The 15,591-nt window shown below is 70.8% G+C and carries 16 protein-coding genes; 3 read left to right on the top strand and 13 right to left on the bottom strand.

Annotated features, from left to right (window positions below):
• The first annotated feature begins 94 nt into the window (after positions 1-94).
• Positions 95-1,813, top strand: a complete 1,719-nt coding sequence (ade, locus tag ACXJ1Y_RS20945; RefSeq protein WP_463848009.1) for an adenine deaminase — start codon at positions 95-97, stop codon at positions 1,811-1,813.
• A gap of 110 nt (positions 1,814-1,923) precedes the next feature.
• Positions 1,924-2,349 (top strand): organic hydroperoxide resistance protein, encoded by a 426-nt coding sequence (locus tag ACXJ1Y_RS20940; RefSeq protein ID WP_243958185.1) that lies wholly within the window; start codon positions 1,924-1,926, stop codon positions 2,347-2,349.
• A gap of 123 nt (positions 2,350-2,472) precedes the next feature.
• Here the strand turns inward: ACXJ1Y_RS20940 and dprA are convergent, their stop codons facing one another.
• From dprA to petA, 13 genes are all read right to left on the bottom strand, one after another.
• Entirely contained in the window at positions 2,473-3,651 is a 1,179-nt protein-coding gene (dprA, locus tag ACXJ1Y_RS20935; RefSeq protein ID WP_463848008.1) for a DNA-processing protein DprA, read from the bottom strand.
• A 7-nt stretch (positions 3,652-3,658) separates the two neighbouring features.
• A complete protein-coding gene (plsY, locus tag ACXJ1Y_RS20930; RefSeq protein WP_463848007.1) occupies positions 3,659-4,264 on the bottom strand; it encodes a glycerol-3-phosphate 1-O-acyltransferase PlsY in 606 nt (201 codons plus the stop codon).
• Positions 4,261-5,565 carry a dihydroorotase gene (locus ACXJ1Y_RS20925; protein WP_463848006.1) on the bottom strand — a complete coding sequence of 435 codons (1,305 nt, stop codon included), beginning with the start codon at positions 5,563-5,565 and terminating at the stop codon, positions 4,261-4,263. The genes plsY and ACXJ1Y_RS20925 overlap by 4 nt, the downstream gene beginning before the upstream one ends.
• On the bottom strand, positions 5,562-6,356 hold the full coding sequence (gene hisF / locus ACXJ1Y_RS20920) for an imidazole glycerol phosphate synthase subunit HisF (protein WP_463848005.1): 795 nt from the start codon (positions 6,354-6,356) through the stop codon (positions 5,562-5,564). Before hisF ends, ACXJ1Y_RS20925 begins: the two co-directional genes overlap by 4 nt.
• A 19-nt stretch (positions 6,357-6,375) precedes the next feature.
• Complete coding sequence (locus ACXJ1Y_RS20915; RefSeq protein WP_463848004.1) at positions 6,376-6,852, bottom strand: DUF29 domain-containing protein; 477 nt, start codon at positions 6,850-6,852, stop codon at positions 6,376-6,378.
• A gap of 37 nt (positions 6,853-6,889) precedes the next feature.
• A complete protein-coding gene (gene hisA / locus ACXJ1Y_RS20910) occupies positions 6,890-7,633 on the bottom strand; it encodes a 1-(5-phosphoribosyl)-5-[(5-phosphoribosylamino)methylideneamino]imidazole-4-carboxamide isomerase (protein ID WP_243958172.1) in 744 nt (247 codons plus the stop codon).
• A 34-nt stretch (positions 7,634-7,667) separates the two neighbouring features.
• On the bottom strand, positions 7,668-8,330 hold the full coding sequence (gene hisH / locus ACXJ1Y_RS20905) for an imidazole glycerol phosphate synthase subunit HisH (RefSeq protein WP_463848003.1): 663 nt from the start codon (positions 8,328-8,330) through the stop codon (positions 7,668-7,670).
• A 16-nt stretch (positions 8,331-8,346) separates the two neighbouring features.
• A complete protein-coding gene (locus ACXJ1Y_RS20900) occupies positions 8,347-8,832 on the bottom strand; it encodes a DUF2628 domain-containing protein (RefSeq protein ID WP_412759920.1) in 486 nt (161 codons plus the stop codon).
• A gap of 16 nt (positions 8,833-8,848) precedes the next feature.
• Positions 8,849-9,436 carry an imidazoleglycerol-phosphate dehydratase HisB gene (hisB, locus tag ACXJ1Y_RS20895; RefSeq protein WP_463848002.1) on the bottom strand — a complete coding sequence of 196 codons (588 nt, stop codon included), beginning with the start codon at positions 9,434-9,436 and terminating at the stop codon, positions 8,849-8,851.
• An 85-nt stretch (positions 9,437-9,521) separates the two neighbouring features.
• Positions 9,522-10,397, bottom strand: coding sequence for an S-methyl-5'-thioadenosine phosphorylase (locus tag ACXJ1Y_RS20890; RefSeq protein WP_463848001.1), 876 nt, complete (start codon positions 10,395-10,397; stop codon positions 9,522-9,524).
• Positions 10,398-10,505: 108 nt separating this feature from the next.
• Positions 10,506-11,414 carry a cytochrome c1 gene (locus tag ACXJ1Y_RS20885; RefSeq protein ID WP_463848000.1) on the bottom strand — a complete coding sequence of 303 codons (909 nt, stop codon included), beginning with the start codon at positions 11,412-11,414 and terminating at the stop codon, positions 10,506-10,508.
• A gap of 14 nt (positions 11,415-11,428) precedes the next feature.
• On the bottom strand, positions 11,429-12,715 hold the full coding sequence (locus ACXJ1Y_RS20880) for a cytochrome b (RefSeq protein WP_342166287.1): 1,287 nt from the start codon (positions 12,713-12,715) through the stop codon (positions 11,429-11,431).
• Positions 12,716-12,729: 14 nt separating this feature from the next.
• On the bottom strand, positions 12,730-13,299 hold the full coding sequence (petA, locus tag ACXJ1Y_RS20875) for a ubiquinol-cytochrome c reductase iron-sulfur subunit (RefSeq protein ID WP_463847999.1): 570 nt from the start codon (positions 13,297-13,299) through the stop codon (positions 12,730-12,732).
• A gap of 317 nt (positions 13,300-13,616) precedes the next feature.
• Here petA and ACXJ1Y_RS20870 point away from each other — a divergent pair, with 317 nt between their 5' ends.
• On the top strand, positions 13,617-15,590 hold the full coding sequence (locus tag ACXJ1Y_RS20870; RefSeq protein ID WP_463847998.1) for a methyl-accepting chemotaxis protein: 1,974 nt from the start codon (positions 13,617-13,619) through the stop codon (positions 15,588-15,590).
• The last annotated feature ends 1 nt before the right edge of the window (position 15,591 follow it).

Here is a 15,591-nt window from a genome sequence, read left to right as displayed (position 1 = left end):
GGGGCAAAATCTCCGGTGCGGCAGCGACGCCCCATGCTTTCCAACACTCGGCCGGGCTGGCACGCTCCTGGCAGCGTGGCCGGTGGAGGTGAGCATGAGCACAGACTTCCTCAGGCGGGCGATCCTACAGGGGGCCGGACGCGGCGAGGCCGACCTCGTCCTCAAGAACGGGCGCTTCCTCGATCTCGTGACCGGCGACCTCGTCGCCTCGGACATCGCCCTGTGCGGCAACCGGATCGTGGGCACCTACGGGCAGTATCGCGGCGCGCGGGAGATCGACATCGCCGGCCGAGTGGTGGTGCCGGGCTTCATCGACACGCATTTCCACGTCGAATCGTCACTGATGACGCCGCTCGCCTTCGAGGCGTGCGTGCTGCCGCGCGGCGTCACCACCGGCATTTGCGATCCGCACGAGGCGGCGAACGTGCTCGGCACGCCGGCCTTCGCGTGGTTCCTCGACTCCGCCGAGGCGATGGCGATGGACCTGCGGGTGCAATTGTCCTCCTGCGTGCCGGCGGCGGCGCATCTCGAAACCTCGGGCGCCTGCATCGAGGCCGCCGACCTGATGCCCTTCGCCCGCCACCCGAAGGTGCTCGGCCTCGCGGAGTTCATGAACTTCCCCGGCGTGCTGGCCGGGGACGAGGGCGCACTCGCCAAGCTCGCCGCCTTCCAGGGCCGCCACATCGACGGGCACGCGCCGCTCCTGCGGGGGGAGGCCCTCAACGGCTACATCGCCGCCGGCATCCGCACGGAGCACGAGGCGACCACGCCCGAAGAGGCGATGGAGAAGCTCTCCAAGGGCATGACCGTGCTGATCCGCGAGGGCTCGGTCTCGAAGGACCTGCACGCCCTGGCGCCGATCCTCGATGACCGCACGGCGCCGTTCCTGGCCTTCTGCACCGACGACCGGAACCCCCTCGACATCGCCGAGGAGGGGCATCTCGACTACGTGGTGCGCACGGCGATCCGCCTCGGCTGCCCGCCGCTCGCGGTCTACCGGGCGGTCTCGTGGTCGGCGGCGCGGGCCTTCGGCCTGCGCGACCGGGGCCTCGTCGCCCCCGGCCAGCGCGCCGACCTCGTGATCCTCGACGATCTCAACGATTGCGCGGTCTCGGGCGTCGTCAGCGCCGGACGCGTGGTGGACGATGCGCTCTTCGCGGGCCGCTCGGCGGTGGCGCCCATCGGACGGGCCAGCATCCGCAACCGGCGGGTGACGGAAGCCGACTTCGCCGCGCCGGGCTCCGGCCCCTCGACGCCGGTCATCGGCGTGGTGCCGGGCAAGATCATCACCCTCCGGCACGACCTCACCCTGCCCTATTCCGGCGGCGAGCGGCGGATCGACCTCGCGCAGGACGCGGTGAAGGTCGCGGTGGTCGAGCGGCACGGGCGCAGCCGGCCGGGGGAACGGGGCATCGGCGTCGCCTTCGTGAAGGGGTTCGGGCTGAAGCGCGGGGCCATCGCCTCGTCGGTCGGGCACGATTGCCACAACATCACCGTCGTGGGCGCCGACGAGGCCGACATGGCGGTGGCCGTGAACCGCCTCGCGGAAATCGAGGGCGGCTTCGTCGTGGCCGAGGGCGGGCGCGTGCTCGCCGAGATCGCCCTGCCGCTCGCCGGCCTGATGAGCCTCCACGCCCATCCCGCCATCGCCGCCTCCCTCCGCCGCCTGCGCGAGGCCGCCAAGGGGCTCGGTGTGGTGCTGCCGGAGCCGTTCCTGCAGGTCGCCTTCCTGCCCCTGCCGGTGATCCCGCACCTCAAGATCACCGATCGCGGCCTCGTGGATGTGGACCGCTTCGCCCTCATCGATGCGTGAGCCATGCATGACGGGGCTGCGCGATTTTCGATTGCGCGCAATCTATATTCTAGCTATCTCCGAATCGTCCGCCATCTAAGGCGCATCGCCAGTCCGAAGGGGAGACCAGTATGTCCGTTGACGTGAAGTACCGCACCACCGCCACCGCCACCGGGGGCCGCGACGGCGCCGCGAAGACCGAGGATGGCTCGCTCTCCGTCAAGCTCGCGACCCCGAAGGAGCTGGGCGGCGCGGGCGGCGAGGGCAACAACCCCGAGCAGCTCTTCGCGGCCGGCTATTCCGCCTGCTTCCTCGGCGCGATGAAGTTCGTGGCGCCGCAGCTTTCGCTGAAGGTGCCGGCCGACACGACCGTGACGGCCAATGTCGGCATCGGCCCGCGCTCCGAGGGCGGCTTCGGCATCACCACCGACCTCAAGGTCAGCCTGCCGGGCCTCGACAAGGCCGACGCCGAGCGTCTGGTGCAGGAGGCGCACAAGGTGTGCCCCTACTCCAACGCCACGCGCGGTAATGTCGATGTCGGCCTGACCGTCGCGTAACGAGACCACGGTCTCCCTATTCCACTCCACACCCTCATCCTGAGGGGGGAGACTGGGATCGGCGACAACGAGTTCGGAAGCCCCTCCTTCCTGCCGGAAGCGAGGGGCTTTCCGTTTGGCGCCTCAGCGCCGCGCCAGGGCGACCATGCCGCTGCCCTGCCGCTCGATCCGCCCGTCGAGTTCCAATTCCAGCAGGATGGTCTGCACCATCCGCACCTCGCAGGCGGCGGCGCGGGCGAGTTCGTCCGTCGCCACCGGGCCGGGCCCGAGGAGGGCAAGGATGCGGGTGCGCTCGTCGCCGGGCTCCGGCTCCGGTTCGGGTATCCATTCGACCAGAGGCGCGGCGGGGCCGCCCTCGAGATCCAGTTCCTCCCAGAAATCCGGCTGATCCGCGAAAGCCGGGCACTTGCGCGCGGGCGCCGCCTCCGGCACCGGCCCGCGCGCGATGATCGGCCCGATCACCTCCAGGATGTGCTCCGCCTCCGTCACCAGGGTCGCCCCCTGGCGGATCAGGTCGTTGGTGCCCTCCGCGCGGGGGTCGAGGGGCGAGCCCGGCACGGCGAAGATCTCCCGGTTCTGCTCCAGGGCGAAGCGCGCGGTGATGAGCGAGCCCGACCGCCGCGCCGCCTCCACCACGACGCTGCCGTAGCCGAGGCCGGAGACGATGCGGTTGCGGCGGGGAAAGTCCTGCGCCCGCGGCTGCCAGCCCATCGGCATCTCGGCGAGCACGGCGCCTCCGGCCTCCAGGATCGCCTCCGCGAGGGCGGCGTGGTTGGCGGGGTAGATCCTGTCGTGCCCGCCCGCCATCACCGCGACGGTCCCGGTGGCGAGGCTCGCCCGGTGGGCGCGGGCATCGATGCCGCGCGCGAGGCCCGAGGCGATGACGAGCCCGGCCTCGCCGAGGGCGCGGGCGAGGCGGTCGGTGAAGGCGCCTCCGGCCGCCGAGGCGTTGCGCGAGCCGACGATGGCCACGGCGGGCCGCGCGAGGATCGCGGGATCGCCGCGCAGGGCGATGAGCGGCGGGGCGGCGTCGGTGGTCCGCAGCAAGGCGGGATAGGCCGCATCGCCCGAGGCCAAGAAGACCCCGCCGAGGCGGGCGAGCGCCGCCACCTCGTCCTCGGCCTGCATCCGGCTCGGGGGCGTCACGGGGCGCCCCCGGCGCTGCGTCAGGTCCGGCAGGGCTTCGAGGGCCGCCGCCGCGCCGCCGAAGCGGTTGATGAGCTGGCGGAAGTTGCGGGGGCCGATGCCCTCGGTGCGGATCAGGCGAAGCCAGTCGAGGCGCTGCGCGTCGGAAAGGTCCATCGCGCGCTCACCCCTTCTGGCCGATCCGCCCCTCGGTGCCTGCCGCAAGGCGCTGGATGTTGGGCGTGTGCTTCCACCACAGCAGGCCGCCGAGCACGACGAAGAGCAGCGCCACCGCCGGCTGGCCGAGGGCCCAGAGCACCAGCGGCGTCACCGCCGAGGCCGCGAGCGCGGAGAGCGACGAATACTTGAAGACGAAGGCGAGCCCGAGCCACACCAGCGCGAAGGCGAGCAGGGCCGCCGGGCTGAAGGCGATGAGCAGGCCGATCAGCGTCGCGACGCCCTTGCCGCCCTTGAACCCGAGCCAGACCGGGAAGAGATGCCCGAGGAAGGCGCCGAGCCCGGCGGCCAGGGCCGGCCCCTCGCCGAGTTGCGCGGCGATGAGCACGGCGGCGGTACCCTTCAGGGCGTCCCCCAGCAGGGTCGCGAAGGCCAGCCCCTTGCGCCCGGTGCGCAACACGTTGGTCGCGCCGATATTCCCCGAGCCGATGGCGCGCACGTCGCCGAGGCCGGCGATGCGGGTGAACAGGAGCCCGAAGGGAATCGCGCCGAGGGCGTAGCCGATGCCGAGCCCGGCGAGGGTCGGCAGGGTGGCGAGGTCCGAGGGGATCATGCCGCCGCCGCCAGATCGTCGACCGCGTGGACGATCCGCCCGCCGACCATCGTCAGCACCGCCCCGCCCTGCAGACGGGCTTCATCGAAGGGCGAGTTCTTCGAGCGCGACTTCAGCCGCCGCTTGTCCACGACGTAGGGCAGGTCTGGGTCGATCAGCACGAGGTCGGCCGGCGCCCCCTTCGCGAGGCGCCCGGCCGCTTGGCCGAGGAGCCTGGCGGGGTTGGCCGTCAGCGCCGCGAGCAGGCGCGGCAGGGGGACGTCGCCGGTATGGACGAGGCGCATCGCGGCGCCGAGCAGCGTCTCGATGCCGAGCGCCCCGTCCGCCGCCTCGGCGAAGGGCAGGCGCTTGGTGTCCGCATCCTGCGGGTTGTGGTCGGAGACGACCACGTCGATCACCCCCTCGGCCAGGGCCGCCACCACGGCCTGCCGATCCGCCTCGTCGCGCAGGGGCGGCGAGAGGCGGCAGAAGGTGCGGTAATGGCCGATGTCGTTCTCGTTGAGGACGAGGTTGTTCACCGAGACGCCGCAGGTGACGGGCAACCCGTCCTCCTTCGCCCGGCGGACGATCTCCACCGAATCGGCGCAGGAGATCATCGCCGCATGGTAGCGGGCGCCCGTGAGGCGCACGAGGCGGATGTCGCGCTCCAGCATCACCGTCTCGGCCTCGCGGGGCACGCCCATCAGGCCGAGGCGGGAGGCGAGTTCGCCCTCGTTCATGACGCCCTCGGCGGCGAGGCTCGACTCCTCGACATGCTGCATGAGGAGCGCGCCGAAATCCCGGGCATAGGTCAGCGCCCTGCGCATCACCTGCGCATCGGCCACGGCCCGCAGGCCGTCGGTGAAAGCCACCGCGCCGGCTTCCTGCAACAGGCCGAACTCGGTCATCTCCCGGCCGCCGAGGCCCTTGGTGATGGCCGCCGCCGGCAGGACGTTCACGCAGGCCGTGTCCCGCGCCCGGCGCAGGACGAAATCCACGATCGCCGGCTCGTCCATGATCGGGTTGGTGTCCGGCATGCAGACCAGCGTCGTCACGCCCCCGGCGGCGGCGGCGGCGCTGGCCGAGGCCAGGGTCTCGCGATGCTCGGCGCCGGGCTCGCCCACGAAGGCGCGCAGGTCGATGAGGCCGGGGGCCAGCACGCGGCCCGCGCAATCGATCCGCCGCGCGCCCGCGGGTGAACCGGGGGCGGCGCCCTGCACGATGTCGGCGATCCGCCCGTCGCAGACGAGAATCGCGCCGGGCGTGTCCGTGCCCGTCGCGGGGTCGAGCAGGGTCGCGTTGGCGAGGAGGATGTCGGTCACGGGCGCGGCTCCGCGGAGGCGTCGAGGCGCATGGCGAGGCCGGCGGCGGCCATGTGCGCCTTGGCCTCGCCGATGGTGGCTTGGCCGAAATGGAAGATCGAGGCGGCGAGCACGGCGCTGGCCCCGCCCTGCGCGACGCCGGCCACGAGGTCGTCCAGCCCGCCGACGCCGCCGGAGGCGATCACCGGCACGCCCACCGCGTCGGAGATCGCCCGCGTGAGCGCGAGGTCGTAGCCGGAGCGGGTGCCGTCGCGGTCCATGGAGGTGACGAGGAGTTCGCCCGCGCCCTTCTGCGCCACGAGGCGGGCGAAGGCGATGGCGTCGATGCCGGTCGGGTCGCGCCCGCCATGGGTGAAGATCTCCCAGCGCGCCTCCTCGCCGGGGGCGGAGACGCGCTTGGCGTCGATGGCCACGACGATGCATTGCGCGCCGAACTTCTCAGCCGCGCGGGCGACGAGGTCCGGGTCCTTCACGGCGGCGGTGTTGATCGCGACCTTGTCGGCGCCGGCCAGCAGCAGCGCCCGCACGTCCTCGACGGCCCGCACCCCGCCGCCCACGGTGAGCGGCATGAAGCAGGCTTCCGCCGTGCGGCTCACCACGTCGAGGAGGGTGCCCCGCGCCTCGCGGCTCGCGGTGATGTCGAGGAAGCAGAGTTCGTCGGCGCCGGCCGCGTCGTAGGCCTTGGCGGCCTCGACCGGATCCCCCGCATCGCGCAGGCCCTCGAAGCGCACGCCCTTCACGACGCGCCCGTCCTTCACGTCGAGGCAGGGGATGATGCGGGTCTTGAGCACAGTTCGGTCCGATCGTCGGTCAGGCGTCCGGATCGATCGCGAACGGCCGGTTCATGATCTCGTCCAGGGAATAGGGGCAGGTTTCGGGGAATTGCTTCAGGAGCAACCCGGTCTCTTTCGACGCCTCGATGCGCCCGAGGTCATAGGCGCGCTCGACCGCATCCGCGAGTCGACCCTTCAGGCCGGGACTGTCCCTCAATTCGTAGACGATCCGTCTGCGGTGCTCGGCGATGGACAGCGCCCAACTGCGGGTACCCCGATCCGGCTGATGATCGAACTTCAGCATGTGAAGCAGCACGATTCGCAGCGCACTCACCAGACTGGCGAACTGGCTCTTGCCCAAGCTCTCGATCTCCTCGGCCAAATTCTCCAGATCGAGGCCGTCGAGGTCGCCGGCCCGCAGGCGCGCGCCCTGCTCCTGGGTCCAGGTGTAAAAATCGTCCGAATACGCCGTCGTCGGTGAGTCGGGTCGGGTCAAAGCCTTCGCGACACCCATCGCGCCCTCCCGGGATGATCCCATCGCCGTGATCCTATCACGGCGCGGCGTGGCGCGCCGCCGCGATCGCGGAGAGCGCCGCGATGGGATCGATGCGGCCGTCGTAGAGCGCCCGGCCGGTGATCGCCCCGGCGATCAGGGCGCAATCCGGCTCCAGCAGCCGGTGCACGTCGGCGATGGAGGCGAGGCCGCCGGAGGCGATCACCGGAACGGCGACGGCCTCGGCCAGGGCCAGGGTCATCTCGACGTTGAGCCCCTTCAGGATGCCGTCGCGGGCGATGTCCGTGTAGACGATGGCCGCGACGCCGGCATCCTCGAAGCGGCGCCCGAGTTCCTCGGCTGTCATGCTGGAGGTCTGCGCCCAGCCCTCGACGGCCACGCGGCCGTCCTTGGCGTCGATGCCGACCGCCACCTTGCCGGGATGGAGCCGCGCCGCCTCGCGGACGAATTCGGGATCGCGCACCGCCGCCGTGCCGATGATGACCCGCGCCACGCCCTTGGCGAGCCAGCCCTCGAGGGTCTTCATGTCCCGGATGCCGCCGCCGAGCTGCACCGGCACGTCCACCGTGGCGAGGATCGAATCGACCGCCTCGGCATTGCGCGGCGCGCCCGCGAAGGCGCCGTCGAGATCGACCACGTGCAGCCATGAGAAGCCCTGCCCGGCGAAGATCGCCGCCTGGGCGGCGGGGTCGTCGCCGAAGACGGTCGCCCGGTCCATGTCCCCCTGGACGAGGCGGACGCAGCGGCCACCCTTCAGGTCGATCGCGGGATACAGGATCACCGGGCTGTCTTTCCGTTTGGTCCCTCGGCGCCGCTCACGGGCGCCAGCGGAGGAAGTTGGCGATGAGGGCGAGGCCGAGATGCTGGCTCTTCTCGGGGTGGAACTGCGTGCCGGCGACGTTGTCGCGCGCCACGGCGGCCGTGACCGGGCCGCCGTAATCGGCGAGCATCACGGTATCATCCGGCCGCTCCGGCGTCAGGGCGAAGCTGTGCACGAAATAGGCGTGCAGCCCGCTCTCCCCCGTGGGAATGCCCTCGAACAGGGCGTGCGGACGGGCCGCGCGCAGGGTGTTCCAGCCCATATGCGGCACCTTCAGCGCCGGATCGGCCGGGCGGATCGGCCCGACATCGCCGGGGATCCAGCCGAGGCCGGGCGTCTCGGCGTATTCGAGGCCGCGACTCGCCAGCAATTGCATCCCGACGCAGATGCCGAGGAAGGGCTTGCCCTTGTCCTTCACCGCCCCGGTCATGGCCTCGACCATGCCGGGCACGGCATCGAGCCCCGCCCGGCAATCGGCATAGGCGCCGACGCCCGGCAGGACGATCCGATCCGCCGCCGCCACGACCTCCGGGTCGGCGGTGAGCACGATGCGTGTGTCGTCGAGCCCGGCCTCGCGGGCGGCGCGCTCGAAGGCCTTCAGGGCCGAGTGCAGATTGCCCGAGCCGTAATCGATGATGGCGACGGTTCGTCCGGTCATGCCCGATCCCACGCCGTCACCGTCCGCCTTCGCGGGCGGGGAACAGGCCGATCACCGGCTCGGCGCGCCGCACGGGACCACCCGGAAAGGGCGGGCGCGGCGGCGGCGGCAGGCTCGCGGGATCGAGCCACCGGGCGAGGAGCCGCGCCTCGGCCTCGGCGGAATCACGGGCGACGACGGCGTCGCGCAGGGCGAAGCCCCGGCGGGCCAGGGTCCAGCGGCGCAGGCTCGACGCCTCGAACCCGATCAGGACGCTGGCGAGGAGGGCGATGCCCGTCCCCGCCGCGCGGGTGAGGCCCAGCGCGTAGCCGGCGAAGGCCACGGCCGCGAGGCCGGCGAGCACGATCAGCGCCGCCACCCAGAGCCGGTGGAACAGGAACCACAGCACGGTGTAGGCGAAAGCCGGCCAGGAGAACCCGTCGGGCACGATCACGGCCCGGTCCAGGGTGTCGGTCTCGCCGGGGCGAGCGTCCGGCGGCAGGTGGAGGGTGTAGCTGCGCATCCGCATCGGGGGTGTCCTACAGCGTGCCCTTGGTCGAGGGCACCCGGCCTTCCTCGCGGGGGTCGACCGCCACCGCCGCCCGCAAGGCGCGGGCCAGCCCCTTGAACAGGCTTTCCGCGATGTGGTGCGCGTTCTCGCCGTACAGCGTTTCGACGTGCAGGGTCAGCCCGGCATTCATTGCGAAGGCCTGGAACCACTCGCGGACGAGTTCGGTGTCGAAGGTGCCGATCTTCTCCACGCGGAACTGCGTGCGGAACACGAGGAAGGGCCGGCCGGAGATGTCGACGCAGACGCGGCTCAGGGTCTCGTCCATCGGCAGGTGGATGTCGGCGTAGCGGGTCACGCCGCGCTTGTCGCCGAGCGCCTTGGCGAAGGCCTGCCCCAGGGCGATGCCGCAATCCTCGGCGGAATGGTGCTGATCGACGTGCAGGTCGCCCACGACCTTGATGTCGAGGTCGAACAGGGCGTGCCGCGCGAGCAGCTCGAGCATGTGGTCGAGGAAGCCGATGCCGGTGGCGATCGTCGCCTTGCCGGTGCCGTCGAGGGCGACGCTCACCGAGACGTCGGTCTCGGCGGTTGTCCGGCTGATGCTCGCGCTGCGCATTGTGTCCGCGTGTTGGTGAAGGCGGCGATGGCGCCGCCGGCTGCTTCTAGGCTAGCTGTCGCGAAAGGGAAATCGCGCGCCGGCCTCAGCCGTTCAGCACCCGTCCCGCGACCGCGTCGAGCTTGGCGAGCAGCGCCGGATCGCGGACGGCCGGGGCCGTCATGATCGCGCCGTCGAGGGCCCGGTGCGACCCGACCGGACACTCCTCCCGCTTGGCCGGGAAGTCGCGGGCGAGGCGCGAGACGAGGCGGGCCGCCTTGTCGGCGTTCGCCCGCGCCACGGCGACCACCGCCGCCACGTCGACGGCATCGTGGCCGGGGTGCCAGCAATCGTAATCGGTCACCATCGCGATGGTCGCGTAGGTGATCTCGGCCTCCCGCGCGAGCTTGGCCTCGGGCATGTTGGTCATGCCGATCACGTCGAAGCCCTGCGCCTTGTAGGCGCGGGATTCGGCGAGCGACGAGAATTGCGGCCCCTCCATGCACACGTAGGTGCCGCCCCGGTGGATCGCGATCTCCTCCGCCTTGGCCGCCTGCGCGATGCACTTCTGCAGGTTCGGGCCGACCGGATGGGCCAGCGACACATGGGCGACGCAGCCGTCGCCGAAGAAGGATGAGGCGCGGCCGTGGGTGCGGTCCACGAACTGGTCCACGAGGACGAAGGTGCCGGGGTGCAGCTCGTCGCGGAACGAGCCGCAGGCCGAGAGCGACACGATGTCGGTGACGCCCGCCCGCTTCATCGTGTCGATGTTCGCGCGGTAATTGATGCCGGAGGGCGAGAACCGGTGCCCCCGCCCGTGCCGGGCGAGGAACACCACCTTGGTCGCGCCGATCCGCCCGATCCGCAGGGCGTCCGAGGGCTCGCCCCAGGGCGATGCGATGCGTTCCTCGCGCACGTCCTCCAGGCCGGGCAGGTCGTAGACCCCCGATCCGCCGATCACCCCGAGTACCGCTGCGGTCATGCCCGATGCCCTGTCCCGTCGTCTGAGGGCCGGTAGCACGCCCCTGCCGCCCAAAAAAGACGGGCCTCCCCGAAGGGAGGCCCGCATCGTCCGTGCAAGGTGGCCGGCTTACCAGGCCTTGTGCAGTTCCGGCTGGAGGCCGTGGACCTCGCCGCCGACATCCGCCCAGACCTTCTTCTTCACGTAGTAAAGCAGGCCGGCCAGGATGATGAGGAACAGCATCACCCGGAAGCCGAGGGCCTTGCGGTCCATCATGTGCGGCTCGGCGGCCCACATCAGGAAGGCCGAGACGTCCTTGCCGTACTGCTCCACCGTCTCCGGCACCACCGGCTGGCCCTGGTCGTTCTTCGCGTATGTGACCTGACCGTCCGAGATGGGCGGCGGCATCGCGATGATGTGGCCCGGGTAATAGAGGTTGTAGTGGCCGCCATCCGGGACCTGGAAGTCCTTCGGGGCCTCCTTGTAGCCGTTGAGGAGGCCGTGGATGTAATCCGGGCCCTGCTCCGTGTAGCCGACGAAGGGTAGCCAGTCGTAGAGGAAGGTCAGGTTGCCGCGCGAGAAGGTCCGCGCCTTGGCGATCACCGAGAAGTCCGGCGGCGCCTTGCCGCCGTTGGCGGCGGCGGCGGCCTGATCGTTCGGGAAGGGCGCCGGGAAGGTGTCCGCCGGGCGGCCGGGCCGCTCGAACATCTCACCCGAATCGTTCGGCCCGTCCTTCACCTGATAGGTGGCGGCCAGCGCCTTCACCTGCGAGGCCGAGAAGTGCGGGCCGCCTTCCTGCGCGAGGTTGCGGAAGGAGACGAGCTTCATCGAGTGACAGGCGGAGCAGACTTCCTTGTAGACCTGGAAGCCGCGCTGCAGCTGCGCCTCGTCGAAGCGGCCGAACATGCCGGCGAAGCTCCAGCTCACCCGCGGCGGCACCGGGCCGCCATGGGCATCCTCGGCCCGCGCGGGCGCGCCGAGGAGAAGGGCCGCCATCGCGGCGGCGAGGGTCGTGGAGAGGACGCGGGTCATGGCCATCGAGTCGTCGTCCTTCAGCCCTTGACCTGCGGCGCCGCCGCGGCGCCCGCCGGCATGCCCGCCCCCGAGATCTGCCGGCCCGGACCGGTCACGCTCTCGACGATCGAACCGGGCAGGGGCTTGGGCGTCTCGAACAGGCCGCAGAGCGGCATCACCAGCAGGAAATGCGCGAAGTAATAGGCGGTGCAGATCTGCGAGGCGATCACGTAGCCGCCTTCCGGGGGCTGCGAGCCGAGCCAGCCGAGGACGAAGCACACGCCCAGGAACACCCACATGAACTGCCGGTAGATCGGCCGGTAGTTGCACGAGCGGATGCGCGACGTGTCGAGCCAGGGCGCGAAGGCCAGGATGATCACCGCCGAGAACATCAGGATGACGCCGCCGAGCTTGTCCGGCACCGCGCGCAGGATCGCGTAGAACGGCAGGAAGTACCATTCCGGCACGATGTGCGCGGGCGTCACCGCCGGGTTCGCCTGGATGTAGTTGTCCGCATGGCCGAGGTAGTTCGGCATGAAGAACAGGAACCACGCGAACAGGATCATGAACACCACGGTGGCGAACACGTCCTTCACCGTCGCGTAGGGGGTGAAGGGCACCGCGTCCTTGCCCGACTTGATCGGGATGCCGGCCGGGTTGTTCTGCCCCGTCACGTGCAGCGCCCAGACGTGCAGGACGACGACGCCCGCGATCATCCAGGGCAGCAGGTAGTGGAGGGAGAAGAAGCGGTTCACGGTCGGGTTGCCGACGGAGTAGCCGCCCCAGAGCAGGCTCTGGATCGTGTCGCCGACCACCGGGATCGCCGCCAGGATGTTGGTGATGACGGTAGCGCCCCAGAAGCTCATCTGGCCCCACGGCAGGGTGTAGCCGAGGAAGGCCGTGGCCATCATCAGGAGGTAGATGATGACGCCGAGGATGTAGAGCACCTCACGCGGGGCCTTGTACGACCCGTAATAGAGCGCCCGGAACATGTGGACGTAGACCGCCACGAAGAACATCGACGCGCCGTTGGCGTGCGCGTAGCGCAGCAGCCAGCCGTAGTTCACGTCGCGCATGATCTTCTCGACGGAGTTGAACGCTCCGGTCGCGGACGGCTCGTAATGCATCGCCAGCCACACGCCGGTGATGATCTGGATGCCGAGGAAGGCGGCGAGGATGGCGCCGAAGGTCCAGAAGTAGTTCAGGTTCCGGGGCACCGGATACGCGATGAACGACGAGTGGACGAGGCCGACGATCGGCAGCCGCGATTCAAACCATTTGGCGACGCGGCTCTTCGGGACGTAGGTGCTGGCGGTACCGCTCATGTCTGCCTCTGTCCTCAGGCCTCGCCCTTCCCGCCCATTTCGCCGATGCGGATCTTGGTGTCCGTCTGGAAGGCGTAGGGCGGAATGGGAAGATTGATCGGCGCGGGCCCGCGGCGGACGCGGCCCACGGCGTCGAACTGGGAGCCGTGGCACGGGCAGGCCCAGCCCTCGAAGTTACCCTGGTGGCCGATCGGCACGCAGCCCAGGTGCGTGCAGTTGCCGTAGACCACCAGCCATTGGTCGTGGCCGTTCTTCACCCGCGAATCGAAGGCGGCGGGCTCGATCATGGCCGAGAGCGGCACGCCCTTCATGTCCGTGACCTCCTTCGAGGTCAGCTTGCGCACGAAGATCAGCTTGCCGCGCCAGAAGACGTTGACGATCTGCCCGTCCTGGATCGGCGTCAGGTCCACCTCGATGGGGGCACCGGCCGCGATCACGTCGGCATCGGGCGCCATGGAGGAGACGAAGGGCCACGCGACGGCGGCGGCGCCGACGGCGAGGCCCGCCCCCGTCGCGAGGAACAGGAAATCACGACGGCTGCCGTCGTGGGACGCATCGGCGGGAGCGGCGGTTGTGTTCGCCAAGGGCTCAGCACTCCGAGGTCGTGTGTCACGGGTCGAATCCGCCGGAAGGCGGCCGCCGCGACCACAGCATTATGGTTCTAAACTGTGCAATGCGACCGGCCGTCGCCTCAAGTCAAGCGCCCCGGACCAATGGCCAAGCCAAACCCGCGAGGAAGTGCGGAAAGTGTGACAGGCTCCGCGCGACCGGGCTAGCGCACGAAGTCGAACGTCCGGAAAAATCACGAAACACAGAACTGCCCCAGACGTTAGCCGCGCGTTAATCAGATCACGGCATGATAATTCAAAAATTTCGCGCAAGTTGTTCTTGGGGTTTTGTCGTGTCGCTTCTGAAGAACGGACTGAAGTCCATCGGCGCAAAGCTGACGATTGCGATGCTGGGCCTGTCTCTCGGCTCTGCGGCGGTGGTCGGCGTGGTCAGCTACCGCGCCCAGGTCTCGGCGAGCGACAGCGCCATCGGGGCGAGTCTCCTACGGCGCTACAACGCCGTCTCGGAGGCCATGGCCGAGCAGAGCCAGCGGGCGCTCACCGCCGCCTTCGCCATCGCCAACGACCGGGGCGTGGCCGATGCCTTCGCCCGGGGCGACCGCGCCGACGCCCTGGCCCGACTCGCGCCGCTCTATCCCGAGATGAAGAAGCTCGATCTCGGCCTCGTGACTCTGCACGGGGCGGACGGGAAGGCCTTCGCCCGCGCACACATGCCGGACAAGTTCGGCGAGGACGTGCTCAACCGCCGCGCCATGGTGCGGGACGTGATCCAGGCGCGCGGCACGCAGACCGGCATCGAGCCCGGCCGCGACAGCATCAGCATCTTCGCCGTCGTCCCGATGACGGTCGAGGGCCGGTTCGTGGGCGTCGCCGACGTGGGAGCGGTCCTCGGCCCGGACTTCCTCGCCGCCCTGAAGCGCCGGGTCGGGGTCGACATCGCGATGCATCTCGTGGGCGAAAGCGGCGTGCAGACGCTGGGCGCCACCTTCGCGCAGAAGTCGCTGCTGCCGCAGGACGCGCAGCGCGAGGCGATGGGCGGGCCGATCGCGCCGCGCATGGGCGAGATCGCCGGGCGCCCCGTCGCGGTGCTGGCCGCGCCGCTGCGCAACTATTCCGGCAAGGCCATCGGCACGCTGGAAGTCGCCTTCGACGTCACCGATCTCCTCGCCGCCCGCGACCGCGCGGTCTACACCCTCGGCGCGGTCCTGCTGGCCGTCGCCGCCGCCGCGATGGCCGCCGCCTATGCCCTGTCCCGCCATATCGGCACCCCGGTGGCGCAGCTGAACAACGCCATGGGCGAGATCGCCGCCGGCCGTCTCGACCGCGAGGTGCCCTCGCTGGAACGGGGCGACGCCATCGGCGACATGGCCCGCTCGGTCGCCTATTTCCGCGATGGGCTGGTCAGCCAGCGCGCCATGACGGCCGAGAAGGAGGCCGACACTCTGGAGAAGATGCGCCAGGCCGAGCGGATGAGCACGCTCATCCACGGCTTCGAGGGCAGCGTCGGCTCCATCGTCGGCATCGTCTCCTCCGCCGCCACCGAGTTGCAGGCGACCGCCCAGCACCTGTCGCAGACCGCCGACGACACCTCGGCGCGGGCCGAAGCCGTCGCGGCCTCGGCGCATCAGGCGGGCTCGAACGTCACCTCCGTCGCGGGCGCGGCCGAGGAACTCGGCGCGTCGGTGCAGGAGATCGCCCGGCAGGTCGATCACTCCCTCGCGCAGTCGACCGCCGCCGTTCAGGAGACGCAGGCCTCCGCCGCCACGGTGAGCGAGTTGAAGGAGATGGTGGGCCGCATCGACGAGATCGTCGCGCTCATCGCCGGCATCGCCTCGCAGACGAATTTGCTCGCCCTCAACGCCACCATCGAGGCGGCGCGGGCCGGCGAGGCGGGGCGCGGCTTCGCCGTCGTCGCCTCCGAGGTGAAGGCGCTCGCCGCGCAGACGAGCCGCGCCACCGAGGAGATCTCGGCGCAGATCGCCGGCATCCAGGCCACCACCGCGAAGGCGGTCACGGGGATCGGCGGCATCGTGGGGACGATCCACGACATCAACCGCGCGGCCTCGGCCATCGCCACGGCGGTGGACCAGCAGGGCGCGGCGACCCGCGAGATCGTCTCGGCGGTGGCGCAGGCCTCGCAGGGCACCTCCGAGGTCGGCAGCAGCATCGCCGTCGTCTCGAACGCCGTCTCCGGCACCGGCGCGGCGGCGGGGCAGGTCTTCGCCGCCTCCGAGGAACTGGCCCGTCAGGCCGAGGCCCTGCGCGCCGAGGTGGAAGGCTTCCTCCACGGCGTGCGGGCGGCCTGAG

The organism is Methylobacterium sp. TK26 (genome assembly GCF_055361565.1).
The sequence above is the reverse complement of the archived record's forward strand: the minus strand, read 5'-3'. Positions and strand labels throughout refer to the sequence as shown.